14 protein-coding genes, 3 tRNA genes and 1 pseudogene are annotated in these 14,244 nt (G+C 67.4%); 5 read left to right on the forward strand and 13 right to left on the reverse strand.

Annotated features, from left to right (window positions below):
- Positions 1-189 precede the first annotated feature (189 nt).
- The 3 genes from ACFOLG_RS12220 to ACFOLG_RS12230 all read left to right on the forward strand — a co-directional run bounded on the left by ACFOLG_RS12220 (position 190) and on the right by ACFOLG_RS12230 (position 2,141).
- Entirely contained in the window at positions 190-897 is a 708-nt protein-coding gene (locus tag ACFOLG_RS12220) for a GAF domain-containing protein (protein ID WP_386092158.1), read from the forward strand.
- 83 nt (positions 898-980) lie between these two features.
- A complete protein-coding gene (gene ribA / locus ACFOLG_RS12225; protein WP_386092160.1) occupies positions 981-1,586 on the forward strand; it encodes a GTP cyclohydrolase II in 606 nt (201 codons plus the stop codon).
- A gap of 36 nt (positions 1,587-1,622) precedes the next feature.
- Positions 1,623-2,141: a hypothetical protein gene (locus ACFOLG_RS12230; RefSeq protein WP_386092162.1), complete on the forward strand. Its 519-nt coding sequence runs from the start codon at positions 1,623-1,625 to the stop codon at positions 2,139-2,141.
- A gap of 94 nt (positions 2,142-2,235) precedes the next feature.
- Here ACFOLG_RS12230 and ACFOLG_RS12235 read toward each other — a convergent pair.
- The 4 genes from ACFOLG_RS12235 to ACFOLG_RS12250 form a co-directional block, all read right to left on the reverse strand.
- A tRNA-Ala gene (locus tag ACFOLG_RS12235) sits at positions 2,236-2,311 on the reverse strand.
- Between the two features lie 4 nt (positions 2,312-2,315).
- A tRNA-Glu gene (locus ACFOLG_RS12240) sits at positions 2,316-2,391 on the reverse strand.
- A gap of 2 nt (positions 2,392-2,393) precedes the next feature.
- A tRNA-Ala gene (locus tag ACFOLG_RS12245) sits at positions 2,394-2,469 on the reverse strand.
- A 346-nt stretch (positions 2,470-2,815) separates the two neighbouring features.
- Positions 2,816-3,814 (reverse strand): sulfate ABC transporter substrate-binding protein, encoded by a 999-nt coding sequence (locus ACFOLG_RS12250; RefSeq protein WP_386092165.1) that lies wholly within the window; start codon positions 3,812-3,814, stop codon positions 2,816-2,818.
- 264 nt (positions 3,815-4,078) lie between these two features.
- Here ACFOLG_RS12250 and ACFOLG_RS12255 point away from each other — a divergent pair, with 264 nt between their 5' ends.
- Together ACFOLG_RS12255 and ACFOLG_RS12260 are read left to right on the forward strand one after the other, a co-directional pair.
- Complete coding sequence (locus tag ACFOLG_RS12255; protein ID WP_349585552.1) at positions 4,079-4,294, forward strand: TOBE domain-containing protein; 216 nt, start codon at positions 4,079-4,081, stop codon at positions 4,292-4,294.
- A 9-nt stretch (positions 4,295-4,303) separates the two neighbouring features.
- Positions 4,304-4,894, forward strand: a complete 591-nt coding sequence (locus ACFOLG_RS12260) for a malonic semialdehyde reductase (protein WP_386092168.1) — start codon at positions 4,304-4,306, stop codon at positions 4,892-4,894.
- A 124-nt stretch (positions 4,895-5,018) separates the two neighbouring features.
- On the opposite strand, the gene ACFOLG_RS12265 is transcribed toward ACFOLG_RS12260, so the two are convergent.
- From ACFOLG_RS12265 to ACFOLG_RS12305, 9 genes and pseudogenes are all read right to left on the reverse strand, one after another.
- A complete protein-coding gene (locus ACFOLG_RS12265; protein WP_386092170.1) occupies positions 5,019-6,029 on the reverse strand; it encodes an LLM class flavin-dependent oxidoreductase in 1,011 nt (336 codons plus the stop codon).
- A gap of 9 nt (positions 6,030-6,038) precedes the next feature.
- Complete coding sequence (locus ACFOLG_RS12270) at positions 6,039-6,965, reverse strand: ABC transporter substrate-binding protein (RefSeq protein ID WP_386092172.1); 927 nt, start codon at positions 6,963-6,965, stop codon at positions 6,039-6,041.
- Between the two features lie 66 nt (positions 6,966-7,031).
- Positions 7,032-7,970, reverse strand: coding sequence for an ABC transporter substrate-binding protein (locus ACFOLG_RS12275; protein WP_386092174.1), 939 nt, complete (start codon positions 7,968-7,970; stop codon positions 7,032-7,034).
- A 66-nt stretch (positions 7,971-8,036) separates the two neighbouring features.
- A complete protein-coding gene (locus ACFOLG_RS12280) occupies positions 8,037-8,786 on the reverse strand; it encodes an amino acid ABC transporter ATP-binding protein (RefSeq protein ID WP_386092756.1) in 750 nt (249 codons plus the stop codon).
- Between the two features lie 168 nt (positions 8,787-8,954).
- Positions 8,955-9,851, reverse strand: a pseudogene (locus ACFOLG_RS12285) (amino acid ABC transporter permease); the annotation flags it as partial.
- A 23-nt stretch (positions 9,852-9,874) separates the two neighbouring features.
- Positions 9,875-10,414 (reverse strand): GNAT family N-acetyltransferase, encoded by a 540-nt coding sequence (locus ACFOLG_RS12290; RefSeq protein WP_386092176.1) that lies wholly within the window; start codon positions 10,412-10,414, stop codon positions 9,875-9,877.
- Entirely contained in the window at positions 10,399-11,628 is a 1,230-nt protein-coding gene (locus ACFOLG_RS12295; protein ID WP_386092179.1) for a M20 aminoacylase family protein, read from the reverse strand. Before ACFOLG_RS12295 ends, ACFOLG_RS12290 begins: the two co-directional genes overlap by 16 nt.
- Positions 11,628-12,968, reverse strand: coding sequence for an LLM class flavin-dependent oxidoreductase (locus ACFOLG_RS12300; protein WP_386092182.1), 1,341 nt, complete (start codon positions 12,966-12,968; stop codon positions 11,628-11,630). Before ACFOLG_RS12300 ends, ACFOLG_RS12295 begins: the two co-directional genes overlap by 1 nt.
- A gap of 21 nt (positions 12,969-12,989) precedes the next feature.
- Positions 12,990-13,985 carry an MsnO8 family LLM class oxidoreductase gene (locus ACFOLG_RS12305; protein ID WP_386092184.1) on the reverse strand — a complete coding sequence of 332 codons (996 nt, stop codon included), beginning with the start codon at positions 13,983-13,985 and terminating at the stop codon, positions 12,990-12,992.
- Between the last annotated feature and the right edge of the window lie 259 nt (positions 13,986-14,244).

Genomic DNA, 14,244 nt, shown 5'->3' on the forward strand with positions numbered 1-14,244 from the left:
CCGTCCTGTCTTCGTTCTTGTCCCCGTTCGTTCGCGCTACACGTTGGCCGCAGTCCGCAGCCCTGCCCGTCTGCACGCGGGGCCGGGCCGGCGGCGTTTTTTCCGCCCGCCGGCGGGGATATGGCTGGAGTCCGCAGGCGAAAACGGGCGATAATACCCGACTAAATTACTTTGTCCGGGTGGTCGCTCATGCCGCATGCCGCATCCTATCTTCAGCGCAGCGGGTTGACGCTGCCGTTGCCTGTCCTGCAGCAGGGCATCGCCACGCTACAGCAGGCGCTGGCGCAGCCGGCCACGCCGCGCAGCGAGGATGAACTTTACCGCTACCGGGTGCCCAAACTGGGAGAGGGCGGCAGCTGCTCGCTGGTGGACGAGCTGGACGCCGAGCCATACGACGTGTCGCTGTGGCTGGGCGGCCGCAGCGCCACGGCCGCAGCCCGGCTGCGTGCGCTGGATGCGTTGGTGCAGGCCACGCTGCGCTTGCTGCCGGCCGACTGGCTGGGGGTGTACTGCCGTTTCGAGCGCGACGGCCTGCCGCGGCTGGTGAAGCTGGCCTATCGCGGCCTGCCCAGTCGCGCCGAGTTTCCGCTGCACGAGGATTTCGCGCTGTTCAGCAATAACAGCCGCGTCGGCCTGAGCGGGCGAGGGGCGGTGATCGCCGATGTGCAGGCCTGGCAGCGGGCCGGTGGTGCCTACTACGAGTGCGATCCCAAGGTGCAGAGTGAAGTCTGCCTGCCGGTACTGGCAGCCGACGGCACGGTGCTGGGGATTCTGGACGCCGAAGATGCCAGGGCCGGATTTTTTGATGAACAGCGGCAGGCGCTGTTGGCCGCACTGGCGCTGGCACTGGCGCAGCCCTTTGCGGAGCTTGCCGCCAGCCCTGTTGAAAATTTTTGATATAGCCTGCAAAACTTTGCGCTTTGTGAGGTGGGCCGCGGTCGCTACCATGCCGCTGCTGCCATGGATAACCGGAGTAGATTTTGAGCCAAACCGATAAGGCGCCACGCGTTGCGCTGGTGGCCAGCTGCCAACTGCCGACACCGTTTGGCGTGTTCGACATGCACGGCTTTGAAGAAGAAGGCGGGCGCGAGCATGTGGCGCTGACCCTGGGCGAGTTGCAGGGCGACGCGCCACTGGCGCGCGTGCATTCCGAATGCCTGACCGGCGATGCGCTGTTTTCGCTGCGCTGCGACTGCGGCTTCCAACTGGAAGCCGCGCTGGAGGCCATCGCCCGCGAGGGCCGCGGCGTGTTGCTGTACCTGCGCCAGGAAGGTCGCGGCATCGGCCTGCTGAACAAAATTCGCGCCTACAAGCTGCAGGATGGCGGCGCCGATACCGTGGAGGCCAACGAGCAACTGGGCTTCCCGGCCGACATGCGCGACTTCCGCATCGCGCGCGAAATGCTGTCGCTGCTGAACGTGCCGGCGGTGCGCATCATGACCAACAACCCGCGCAAGGTGGCCACCTTGCAGCAGGCCGGCATCAATGTGGTGGAGCGGGTGCCGCTGCAGGTTGGCCGCAACGAGTACAACGACCACTACCTGAACACCAAGCAGGCCAAGCTGGGGCATCTGTTCGGCTTTTGAGCCGGCGTGCCCGCGGCGCGCTGCGGGAGGAGAGTGATGATTCGTATCGATCCGGTGAACGCCTCGGGCGCGCTCAGCGAGCAGTTGCCGCATCCACCGCTGCCGCAAGCGCTGCCAGTAGCGCCGGCGCAGCCGGGCAGCGATTTTCATGCCAGCCTGCTGGCGCAGCATGCCTTGCTGCTGGACCCGGATGGCGAACCGGCGCGCGATGCCACCCCGCAGCAATTGCAGGCGCAGCTGGAGCGACTGCTGGCATTGCTGCAGGAGCGGATCGACGATCTGAAGGAGCGAGCGCTGCTGGCGGGCGGGCGGCCGGCGCATGGCCTGTTTGCCGAGCTGGAGCAGGTGGCGGCGGTGCTGGCGCGGCTGCTGCAGTTGTGGCCCCGTTTGCTGCCGGTACTGCCGCAGCAGCTGGCAGTGGCGCGGGCGCGTTTGCAGCCGCTGTTTGCCGTTTGCCATTTCCTGCTGCGTGCGCTGCAGCACAGCGCCGAAGCCGCCGCCTGGCAGCAGCTGGCGGACAGCCTGGCCGCCAGCGAGCGGGGACTGCTGGCCTGAGTGTGAGCTGATTGCCGGTGGCTAGTTGGCCGCCAGCCGGTTCTGCAGCGCGGACATGAAAAAACCGACCACGAGGGTCGGTTTTTTCTTTATCTGGTGGAGGTAAACGGGATCGAACCGATGACCTCTTGCATGCCATGCAAGCGCTCTCCCAGCTGAGCTATACCCCCAGATTGGCGTCCCCACGGGGAGTCGAACCCCGGTTATCGCCGTGAAAGGGCGGTGTCCTAGGCCTCTAGACGATGGGGACTGTGGTGGAGGTAAACGGGATCGAACCGATGACCTCTTGCATGCCATGCAAGCGCTCTCCCAGCTGAGCTATACCCCCACAGGTTCTTCGTCTTGCATCGCTGCATCGCGAAGAGGTGCGCACTTTAACGTGCGTGATAATTGGCGTCAAGCGCTTTTTTGCGTTCTTTTTACGATTATTCGCAGTTTGTCAAAATGCATGTGGCAAGTGTTTGATTTTAAAAACAACTGCCAGGGGGCGGTACCATTGCGGACCAGCTGCCGCCGGCGGCGTGTGCGGCTGGCAACGCCGCGCAAACGACAACTGGCCGCCAAGGGATCGCCTGAGGCGCTCCGCCGGTGGCCGCCGGCACAGGCGACAGCAGAGGGCGGGGCAGGCAGATGCTACCGGCAGCTGCCGCCAGTGACGGCCGCGCCCGCCGTGCTTACTTGGCGTAGATCTGGTCGAAAATCTTGCCGTCGTCGAAGTGGGTCTGCTGTGCCTTGGCCCAGCCGCCGAAGACTTCGTCGATGGTGAACAGCTTCACCTTGCTGAAGCGGCCGGCGTACTTGGCGGCCACTTTCGGGTCGCGCGGGCGGTAGTAGTTTTGTGCGGCCAACTCCTGGCCCAGCGGGCTGTACAGGTATTGCAGGTAGGCCTCGGCCACCTTGCGCGTGCCGCGCTTGTCCACCACCTTGTCTACCACGCTCACCGGCGGCTCGGCCAGGATCGATACCGACGGCACCACGATGTCGAACTTGTCCGGTCCCAGCTCGCGGCTGGCGAGGAAGGCCTCGTTCTCCCACGAGATCAGCACGTCGCCGATGCCGCGCTGGGCAAAGCTGATCAGCGAGCCGCGCGCGCCGGAATCCAGCACTTTCACGTTGTGGTAGATCTTCTGCACCAGCGTGCGGGCGCTGGCGTCGTTGCCGCCCGGCTGCTGCAGTGCGTAGCCCCATGCCGCCAGGTAGTTCCAGCGCGCCCCGCCACCGGTCTTGGGGTTGGGAGTCACCACCTCCACGCCGGCGCGCGCCAGGTCGTTCCAGTCACGAATATTCTTGGGATTGCCCTTGCGCACCAGTAGCACGATGGTGGAGGTGTAGGGCGTGGCGTTGTTGGGCAGCCGTTGCTGCCAGTTGGGCGCCACCAGCTTGCCGTTGCGGTACAGCTCGTCGATGTCGTTGGACAGTGCCAGCGTCACCACGTCGGCCTCCAGCCCGTCGATCACCGCGCGCGCCTGCTTGCCGGAGCCGCCGTGCGACTGCTTGATGCTGACCGTCTCGCCGGTTTTCTGCTGCCAGTATTTGGCGAAGGTGGTATTGAAATCCTGGTACAGCTCGCGCGTCGGGTCGTAGGACACATTCAGCAGCGAAATATCGGCCAGCGCCGGCTGCCCCAGCAGGCTGGCGAATAACACGGCGCCGGCTAGCAGTTTCTGTTTCATGCCTTGCTCCCTGAGTGAATGAATACCGATTGTGGTGACGGGCGCGCGGGCAAGGGAAACAAGCTTTTTTCACAAGCTCAGCAGCGTATTTGCTTAGCGGCAATCTGCAAAAGCAAGCCAGCTTTAATTCGTTTGGCTGGCTAATGACGGCTGGTAAGGTGAATTCAGCCGCCGGGAAAAAGCCGCGACATGGGGCGATAGGGAAATCAGCGTCATGCCCGTTTTTTACCGGTCATTGCCCATCAGCCAGCAAAGGAATTCAGCATGAGCATCAAATCCATCAATGTGCGCAACCAGTTTCGCGGCGTGATCAAGGAAATCATCGACGGCCCGGTATTGTCGGAAGTGGATGTGCAAACCGCCTCCGGCATCGTTACCTCGGTGATCACCACCCGCTCGGTACGCGAGCTGGGGCTGAAGCCGGGTTCGGAGGTGATCGCCTTCGTCAAATCCACCGAAGTCTCCATCGCCACCCTGTAAGGAGCCACCATGTCCACCGCCCTGGCACCGCAGGCGCTGGCGCAGCTGTTCAGCGATGCCCGTTCGCTGCACAGCTTCAGCGCCCGCCCGGTCAGCGACGAGCTGATCCAGCAGCTGTACGACTTGCAAAAATGGGGCCCCACCGCCTTCAACGGCCAGCCGGCGCGCTACGTGTTCCTGCGCTCAGCCGCCGCCAGGAGCCGGCTGGCGCCGGCGCTGTCCGCCGGCAACCGCGACAAAACGTTGGCCGCACCGCTGACGGTGATCGTGGCCTACGACACCGCCTTTCACCAACAGCTGCCCAGCCAGTTTCCGGCCTTCGATGCCAAGGGCTTTTACGACAGCCTGCCGCATTTGATCGAACCGGGCGCGCGCAGCAATGCCACGCTGCAGGCGGCCTACCTGCTGCTGGCGGCGCGGGCGCTGGGGCTGACCGCCGGGCCGATGAGCGGTTTCGATGCCGAGGCGGTGGACCGCGAGTTTTTCAGCGATGGCCGCTACAAGAGCATCCTGTTGCTGAACCTGGGCTATGGCGACGGCAGCCAGGCCTTGCCGCGCGGCCCGCGGCTGGCGTTCGACGAGGTGGCGCGCGTGCAGTAAGCCGCCGCCGCGCCGCAAGCAAAAAGCCATGCTGGTGCACAGCATGGCTTTTTTGTCTGGCGCCCCGGCCACACCCTTGCCCACCGTGGCAGGGCGTGACCGGAGCGGCCCAAGGTTGGCCGCATCAGCCGCGCGGGCGCCAGCCCAGCGCCGGCGCGATGTGCTGCACGAAGTCGGACAGGATCTGCCGGTACGCCTCCGGGCTGAAGTCATACGGCAGTTCCAGCCGCAACGAGCTGACCTGCGGCAGGATCGGGTCGGCCGCCAGCCAGGCCAGAATCTGCTCGCTGCTGCCCACCAGATCGCGGGCGTACAGCGTGCGCCGTTCGCCCTGCGGCGCCAGCGTGCGCGCGTGGCGGCCGGCGGCGTAGTCCAGATAATGGCGACGGCTGGCGGCATCGGCACTGTCCAGCGGCACGATCACCCGCCCCAGGGCGACCCGCGGCAGCGTGTCGCCCTGCCAGCTGGTATGGAAACGCTGCAGCTGCTGTTGCTGCGCAGTGAAGAAATCGTCGCTGTGCTCGCCGCGGGTCAGGTTGCCGATCAGCAGGTGGAAGCCGTTACTGCCGGCCCATTCCGCCGAGCGCAGCGAGCCGCCGCCATACCACAGCCGCTGCGCCAGCCCGGGCGCATACGGGTGCAACTGCGGCCGCTGGCGGCCGGCCGGGGAGTCGATCAGGCTGTCTTCGTCGCCCAGCGGCTCGGCGCGCAGATTGTCGCGCAGCCGCAGCACGCGGTTGTGGCTGAAGTCGATGCCGGCCGGGTCGCCGTCGAACAGCCGGCTGCCCAGCAGCTCGCCAAACGGCGGCGCGCCGCTGCTGAGACCCACCTGCAGCCGGCCGCCGGCCAGCACGTCCACGGTGGCCAGGTCCTCGGCCAGGCGGAACGGGTTCTCGTAGCCCATCTGGATCACCGCGCTGCCAAGGCCAATGCGCCGCGTGCGCTGGCTGGCGGCGGCCAGAAAGGTGGCGGCGGAGGAAATGCCGCGCTCCAGGTGGCGCTGGCGCACCCAGGCAATGTCGTAGCCCAGCTCCTCGCCGTGGCGGATCAGCTGCAGCGTGTCTTCCAGCCCCTGCTGCGGCTGCTCGGCGGCAAAGTTGCCGGGAATCAGAAAGCTGATTTCTTCAATGGCCATCATCGGCTCCTACAGTTTGGGCAAGCCCGGCGGGTTGGTCTCGGCGCGGTCGATGGCTTCGGCCTGCAGCCCCCAGCGCGCCAGCGCCTGCGCGTACTTGCCGCTCTTGATCAGGCCGTTGGTGGCCTGCGTCAGCGCCGCGGCCAGACCGCTGCCCTTGCGGGTGGCGATCGCCACGTCGGCGGTCAGCGGCCAGCCGGCATTCACCGTGCCCACCAGCCGGCTCTTGCCGTCGCGCGCCGCCTGGTAGGCCAGCGGCGAGTTGGGGTTGAAAATGGCATCGACGCGGCCGGACAGCAGCGCGACATTGCGCGCCGCTTCGTCGTCGTAATACTGCAGCTCGATCGGCTTCAGGCCGCGCGCGCTGTTCTGCCGGTCCCACTGCAGCAGGATTTTTTCCTGGATGGTGCCGGAGCCGGTGCTGATGCGCAGGCCGGCGATGTCCTTCGGTTCGCGGATCCGCCGCAGCGGGCTGTCGGCCTTCACGTAGAAGCCGTGCAGGCCCAGGCGGTAGGTGGAAAAGTCGTACTTCTCCTTGCGCTGCTCGGTAACGCCGACATTAGAAATCACCGCATCGTACTTGCCGCCAGTGAGCCCCAGCGGCCAGTCGGCCCAGGCAATCGGCTGCAAGTCCAGCTTCAGCCCCAGGCTGTCGGCCACCAGCTGGGCGTAATCCGGGTCGAAGCCGACCACGCTGCGCGCGTCGGTGGCGTAGGTGGCAATCGGCGGCGCATACGGCGCGATGGCCACGGTCAGCACGCCGGGCTTCACCGGCTGGAACTGCTTGCCGATGGCGCCGATCGCCGCCGGCTGCGGCGCGGCGCGCACGCGGCCCGCTTGCTGCGGGCTGAAATCAAACTGGATGCCTGCGGCCAACGTGGCGCTGCCGGCGGCACTCAACAATAGGGCGGGAAGCAGGGAACGGACAAAACGCATGGTGGCTCCTGGTAACAGCCCCGCCGGGCGGGCCGGCGGGGCGGGGGCGAGGCGCAGACTGCCGGCTCAGCTCTTGGGCAGGCCGGCCGGGTTGGTCTGCGACTGGGTGATGGCTTCGGAGTCCAGGTTCCAGCGCTTCAGCGCCTTGGCGTAGTTGCCGTTGCCGATCTGGGTGTTAATGGCGGTGGTGATGGCGGCGGCCAGACCGGCGCCCTTGCGGGTGGTTACCGCGATGTCGGCATTCAACGGCCAGCCGCCGGAGAAGGTGCCGGCCAGCCGGGTCTTGCCATCCTTGGCCGCTTCGAAGGCGGCCAGCGCGTTGGGGCCGAGGTAGGCGTCGGCGCGACCGGACTGTATCGCCAGCCGCTGTACCACGTCATCGTCGTAGTACTGAACCTCCACCGGCTTCAGCCCGGCGGCCACGTTCTGCTGGTTCCAGCGCAGCAGGATCTGCTCCTGGTTGGTGCTGGCGCCGACGATCACGCGCAGGCCGGCAATGTCCTTCGGCTCGCGCACCTGCTTCACCGGGCCGCCGGTCTTCACGTAGATGCCCAGCGTGTCCTTGCGGTAGGTGGAGAAGTCGAACTTCTCCTTGCGCGCCTCGGTCACGGTGACGTTGGAAATCACCGCGTCGTACTTGCCGGAGCTCAGCCCCAGCGGCCAGTCGGCCCAGGCCACGTTAACGATCTCCAGCTTGCGGCCCAGGCTGTCGGCCACCAGCTGCGCGATGTCCGGCTCGGAGCCGACCAGCGTCTTGGTGTCGCTGGCAAAGGCGGCCAGCGGCAGACGGCCGCCGTTGATGGCCACGGTGAACACGCCGTCCTTGGCAAAGCGCGCGTCCTTGGGAATCAGCTTGATGGCGGCGTCCACCTTGGCGGCGCGCACGCGGCCGGGTTGTTCCGGGCTGAGGTCGACCTTGAATTCGGCGGCGGCCACCGGCAGGGTCAGCGTGGCGAGGGCGAGGGAGCCGGCAAGCGTGCGGCGCAGTTTGGGCGAGAAGTGCATGAGTCAGTCCTTTTTTGTGTGTGCAAGGTTGGCCGCGGGCTTGCCCGCAGCCAGTAGGGAAAAGCGTTACAGCACCTTGGCCAGGAATTCGCGGGTGCGGCTGTGTTGCGGCTGGCCCAGCACCTGCGCCGGGGTGCCGGCCTCCACGATGCGGCCGTGTTCCATGAACACCACGCGGTCGGCCACTTCACGGGCAAAGCCGATTTCGTGCGTTACCACCAGCAGCGTGGCGCCGCTGTTGGCCAGCTCGCGGATCACGTCCAGCACCTCGCCCACCAGTTCCGGGTCCAGCGCCGAGGTCGGCTCGTCGAACAGCAGCACCTTGGGTTGCAGCGCCAATGCGCGGGCGATGGCGACGCGCTGCTGCTGGCCGCCGGACAGCTGGCGCGGGAAGGCGTCGGCCTTGTCCGCCAGCCCGACGCGGGCCAGCAGCTCGCGCGCCAGCGCTTCGGCCTGCTGGCGGGTCTGGCCGCGCACCGCCTGCGGTGCCTCGATGATGTTTTCCAGCACGGTGAGGTGCGGGAACAGGTTGAAGTGCTGGAACACCATGCCCACGTCGGCGCGCTGGCGCAGGATCTCCGGCTCCTTCAGCTCGTACAGCGCGTCGTCGTGCTGGCGGTAGCCGATCAGCTCGCCGTCGATGGCGATAAAGCCGCCGTCGACGCGTTCCAGGTGGTTGATGGTGCGCAGCAGGGTGGATTTACCGGAGCCGGACGGGCCGAGGATGGCGGTGACGCTGCCGGGGGCGATGTCCAGCGACACGCTGTCCAGCACCGTCAGCGCGCCAAAGCGCTTGCTGACGTTGTGGATCGACACTGCGCCGCCCTGGATGCGCGCCAGCGGCTGGCGGCGCTCGTTGCCGGCGGCAAGGTTGGCCGCAGCGCTGCCGTCGTCGCGCTTGGCGGCCGGGCGCAGCCGCGCCCACCATTGCCCCAGCCAGCCCGGTTCCACGCTGCGCAGCGCGCCGCGGGCGTAGTGGCGTTCCACGTGTACCTGGATGGCGGACAGCACGGTGAGGATGATCAGGTACCACACGGTGGCCACCATCAACAGCGGAATCACTTCCAGGTTGCGGCGGTAGATCACCTGGATGGTGTAGAACAGCTCCGGTAGCGCCAGGATGTACAGGTTGGAGGTGCCCTTGGCCAGGCCGATGATGTCGTTGAAGGCGGTGGGCAGAATGGTGCGCATCGCCTGCGGCAGCACGATGCGCCGCGCCTGGCGGCGGCGCGGCAGCCCCAGCGCGGCGGCGGCCTCATGCTGGCCCTGGTCCACCGACAGGATGCCGCCGCGGATGATCTCGGCGGAGAACGCCGCCTGGTTCAGCGTCAGCCCCAGCAGCGCGGCGGCGAACGGGGTGATCAGCTGGGTGGTGGACCAGCTGGCGAAGCTGATGTCGGTAAACGGCACCCCCAGCCAGATGGTTTCGTACAGATAGCCCAGGTTGTTGAGGAGCAGCAGCAGCACGATCAGCGGAATGGAGCGGAACAGCCACACATAGCTCCACGACAGGCTGGCCAGCAGCGGCGAGCGCGACACCCGCGCCAGTGCCAGCAGCGTGCCCAGCGCAAAGCCGAACACGGTGCCCAGCGCGGTCAGCAGCAGGGTGCGGCCCAGCCCGGCCAGCACCGGCTCGGCAAAAAACCATTCGGCAAACACCGGCCAGCCCCAGCGCGGGTTGGTCAGCACCGAATAGGCGCTGGCGGCGATCAGCAGCAGCGCCAGCAGCGTGCCCAGCGTGCGCGCCGGGTAGCGGGCGGGGATGACGCGCAGCGTGGTGTAGTCGCGCCAGGGTTTGCTGGCGCCGGTGCCGGCTTGCGGCCGGCTGCCGTCCAGCGCACCGGTGCTGGTGGCGGCGGCAAAGTGGGTGAATTCGCTCATGGTGGGTGTCCTTGCGAGTGTGTTCAGGCGACCGACGGCGCCGGCAGCGCCGGGGTGTCCGGCGGTGTGTGGCTGCGGTCGTGGCGCAGGTGTTTTTCAAACGGCAGGCTGCCGTAGCGCTCCGGGTCGGCGCCCAGGTCGAACAGCGCGCGGTAGCCCTGGCTCAGGTACAGGGCCACCGCCTCCGGCTGGCGAAAACCGGTGGTGAGGTAGACGCGGCGGTAGCCCTGCTGCCGCGCCTGTTGTTCCAGCGCGGCGACGATGCGTGCGGCCAACCCCTGGCGGCGGTGCGCGTGGTGGCTCCAGATGCGCTTGAATTCCGCGGTGTGCGTATCCAGCTGTTTGAAGGCGCCGCCGGCGATGACCACGCCGTCGCGCAGCAGCAGCAGGAAGTTGCCCGCCGGCGGCTGGAAGGCGCTGGCCGGGTAGCGGTTCATCTCGGCGGCGGCGCCGTCGGCGCTGAAGTAGTCGCCGTAGCGGCGCTCGTATTCCGCGGTCAGCTCGGCCAGCATCGGCTGCGCGCGCGGGTCGTCGGGCGAGGTGAAGATCAGCTGTTCTGCCATGTGGCCTCCTGGCCGGCATCGGCCTGCAGGTAGCGCTCTGTCAGGCTGGCCCAGTAGCTGGCGGCCAGCGGGATCAGCGCATCGTTGAAGTCGTAACGCGGGTTGTGCAGCGGCGCGCTGTCGCCATTGCCGAAGAACAGGTAGCTGCCGGGGCGCGCCTGCAGCATGAAGGCGAAGTCTTCGCTGGCTGTGCGCGGGCGGAAGTCGGCTGGTACCTGTGCCGCGCCCAGGGTGTCGATGGCCACCTGGCGGGCGAATTCGGTCTCGGCGGCGTGGTTCACCACTGGCGGAAAGCCCAGCCGGTAGTCCACCTCGGCGCGGGCGCCAAAGCTCTCCGCCTGTGCGCGGGCCAGGGCCGGCACCCGCTCGGCCAGCAGCTGGCGCACCTCGGGGCGGAAGGCGCGCGCGGTCAGCTTCAGCGCCACGCTGTCCGGAATCACGTTGGAGGCGGCGCCGCCGTGGATGGCGCCCACCGTCACCACGCCCATGTCCAGCGGCGGCACATTGCGCGATACCACCGTTTGCAGCGCGGTGATCAGGTGCGCGCTCACCACCACCGGGTCCACCGCGTGCTGCGGCTCGGCGCCGTGGCCACCCTGGCCGTGCACGGTGATGTGCGCCTGGTCCACCGACGCCATCGCCGGGCCGCACACGCAGCCGACGTGGCCGCTCTCGACGCCGGGCCAGTTGTGCAGGCCGAACACCGCGTCGCAGGGAAAGCGCTGGAACAGCCCTTCGTCGATCATGCGCTGCGCGCCGGCACCGGTTTCCTCCGCCGGCTGGAAGATCAAGTGCAGCGTGCCGTCGAACTGCCCGCCTTCGGCCAGGTAGCGCGCCGCCGCCAGCAGGATGGCGGTGTGGCCGTCGTGGCCGCAGGCGTGCATCACCCCGGCGTTGACACTGGCGTAGGGCAGGCCGGTGGCCTCGTGGATCGGCAGCGCGTCCATGTCGGCACGGATGCCCAGCCGCTTGCCACCGCTGCCGCGGCGCAGGCTGCCCACCACGCCGGTGCCGGCAATGCCGGTCGTCACCGTATAGCCCCAGCCGGCCAGCAGCCCGGCGACGATGCCGGCGGTGCGTACCTCCTGGAACGACAGCTCCGGGTGCTGGTGCAGGTCGCGGCGCAGGCTGACGAACTGCTCGCCAAAGCCGGCGATATGTGCGGCGATGCGCGCGCTGGCGGCAAGGTTGGCCGCAGAGTCGGAGACGCCCATTACGCCACCTGTTCCTGACTCGCCGCCGCGGCGGCGTAGCGGCTGGCCTTGCGCGGCAGGCCGAGGTGGTCGCGCAGCGTGCTGCCCGGCAGCTCGCGCTGGTAGCGGCCGCGTGCCTCCAGCACCGGGATCACGTGCTGGATGAAGTCGTCCAGTCCTTCTGCCGACACGGCAAAGCCGAGGATGAAGCCGTCGGCGGCGCCGGCGTCGATCCAGCGGATGATCTCGGCGGCCACTTCCTCGCCGCTGCCGACGAACTGGTCGCGCGGCGTGGCCGCTTCCAGCGCCACCTGGCGCAGCGTCAGGCCGCGTGCCTTGGCATCGGCCTTGATGCGGTCGGTGGTGGAGCGGAAGCTGTTGCGGCCAACCTCGCCCAGCTCCGGGAACGGCGCATCGAGGTCGTACTGGCTGAAGTCGTGGTGGTCGAAGAAGCGCCCCAGGTAGGCCAGCGCCTCGTCGATGGTGAGCAGGTCGCGGATGCGCTGGTACTTGGCCTCGGCCTCGGCGCGGGTGGCGGCCACCACCGGGTTGATGCCGGGGAAGATTTTCACGTCGTCGCCGCTGCGGCCATGCGCCACGGCGCTGGTTTTTACCTGGCGCAGGAACTGGCGGGTGTCGTCCAGCGACGGCGAGTGGGTGAATACCGCGTCGGCATACTTGCCGGCCAGGCCGATGCCGGCATCGGACGAGCCGGCCTGGAAGATCACCGGCTGCCCCTGCGGCGAGCGGCTGATGTTCAGTGGCCCGGCCACCTGGAAGAAACGGCCCTTGTGGTTCAGCGCGTGCAGCTTGGCCGGGTCGAAGAACTGGCCGCTGTCACGGTTGCGCAGCAGCGCGTCGTCGTCCCAGCTGTCCCACAGCCCCTGGGTGACCTGCAGGTATTCGTCGGCGATCTCGTAGCGCAGCGCGTGTTCCGGGTGTGTGCGGCTGTAGTTCTTGGCGCTGCCTTCCAGTGGCGTGGTCACCACGTTCCAGCCGGCGCGGCCGCCGCTGATCAGGTCCAGCGAGGCGAACTGGCGCGCGGTGGTGAACGGGTCGCTGTAGGAGGTGGATACGGTACCGGCCAGGCCGATCTTGCGGGTGGCGGTGGCCAGCGCCGACAGGATGGTCAGCGGCTCGAAGCGGTTGAGGAAGTGCGGGATCGACTTCTCGTTGATGTACAGGCCGTCGGCGACGAAGGCGAAGCGGATGCCGGCCGCCTCGGCCTTGCGTGTGGTGTCGATGTAGAAATCCAGGTTCACGCTGGCGTCGGCCGGGCCGGACGGGTGCTTCCACGAGTTCATGTGGCCGCCGGCGCCGTGCAGCATGATGCCGAAAGGAATGGATTGGGTCTGGCTCATGGGGAATGTCCTCGTGTGGGTTCAGGCGGCGACGGCGATGTCGGCGCCGGCGATCAGCTCGATGGAAGTCAGGCGGCGGGCAAAGTCGGCCACCGGGTTGTCGATGATGAATTCGTGGATGCCGTAGCGCTGATGCAGCGCATCCAGCTGGCGGCGCACGTCTTCGCCGCTGCCGGTGATCACGTGCGGGGTCAGTTCTTCGATGCGGTAGTGGCGGATGCCGGCCTGGCGCGCGTACTGCTCGGCGGCGGCCAGGCTGGGCAGGTTCACCGCCTGGCCGTGCTCCGGGTGCAGCTTGAAGATGCGCAGCTGCCCCACCAGCGCCTCGGCCTCGGCGCGGCTGGCGGCGGCAAAGGCGTACAGCGCCAGCGCGGCGGTTTTGCCGCTGGCCTGGCGGTAGCTGTCGAGCGAGGCCTGCAGGTTGGCCGCATCGCCGTTGAAATGGCCGGCGTAGGTGAACTCCCAGCCGTACTTGGCGGCCAGCGCGGCGCTGTCCGGGCTGCCGCCCAGCAGGATGCGCTGCGGGGCGCTGGCCACCGCCGGGGTGGCGACGGCGCCGGCCAGCGGGTGGCCGGCGGCGATGTCGTCACGCAGGAAGCCATCCAGCTCGGCCAGCAGTTGCTCGAAATCGGGCGCGGCGGCATGGCGCTGCTGCAGCGCACGGGTGCTGGGCGGCAGCCCGCCCGGCGCCTTGCCCACGCCGGCATCCACCCGCCCGGGCGCCAGCGCCGCCAGCTGGCGGAACACCTCCGCCACCTTGTACGGGCTGTAGTGCTGCAGCATTACGCCGCCGGTGCCGACGCGCAGCAGCGAGGTCTTGGCCAGCACATGCGCGGCGACGATTTCCGGCGCGGCACTGGCCAGCTGCGCATTGCCGTGGTGCTCGGCCAGCCAGAAGCGGTGATAGCCCAGCTCTTCCGCCCGCTGCGCCAGTTTTACGCTGTGGCGCAGCGCATCGGCGGCGGTTTTGCCATCGGGAATCGGACTTTTTTCCAGCAGGGAAAGTAAATAAGACATTTGCGCTACCTGATTAATTGGCGGTGACGCAAAAAATCTACCGGTGCGGAAAAGTTATTGCAATGCAATGACTTGTGATTTATCCGGCAAAGCTTATTTAACGCGGCTGTGAATATTAATTCCGTGTTTGGAAATTAATTGCCAAGGCGCTTGTGCAATTGGTGAATAAGATTATCGGTAATTAAAATAAGCGCCGCCGGGCTGTTTTGCTCACGGCGCCAGGCGATTTGCCGCTAAGGTTTGCGGTTTTTATTGTTTA

This window comes from Vogesella facilis (genome assembly GCF_042648525.1).
GTDB classification, from domain to species: Bacteria; Pseudomonadota; Gammaproteobacteria; order Burkholderiales; family Chromobacteriaceae; genus Vogesella; species Vogesella facilis.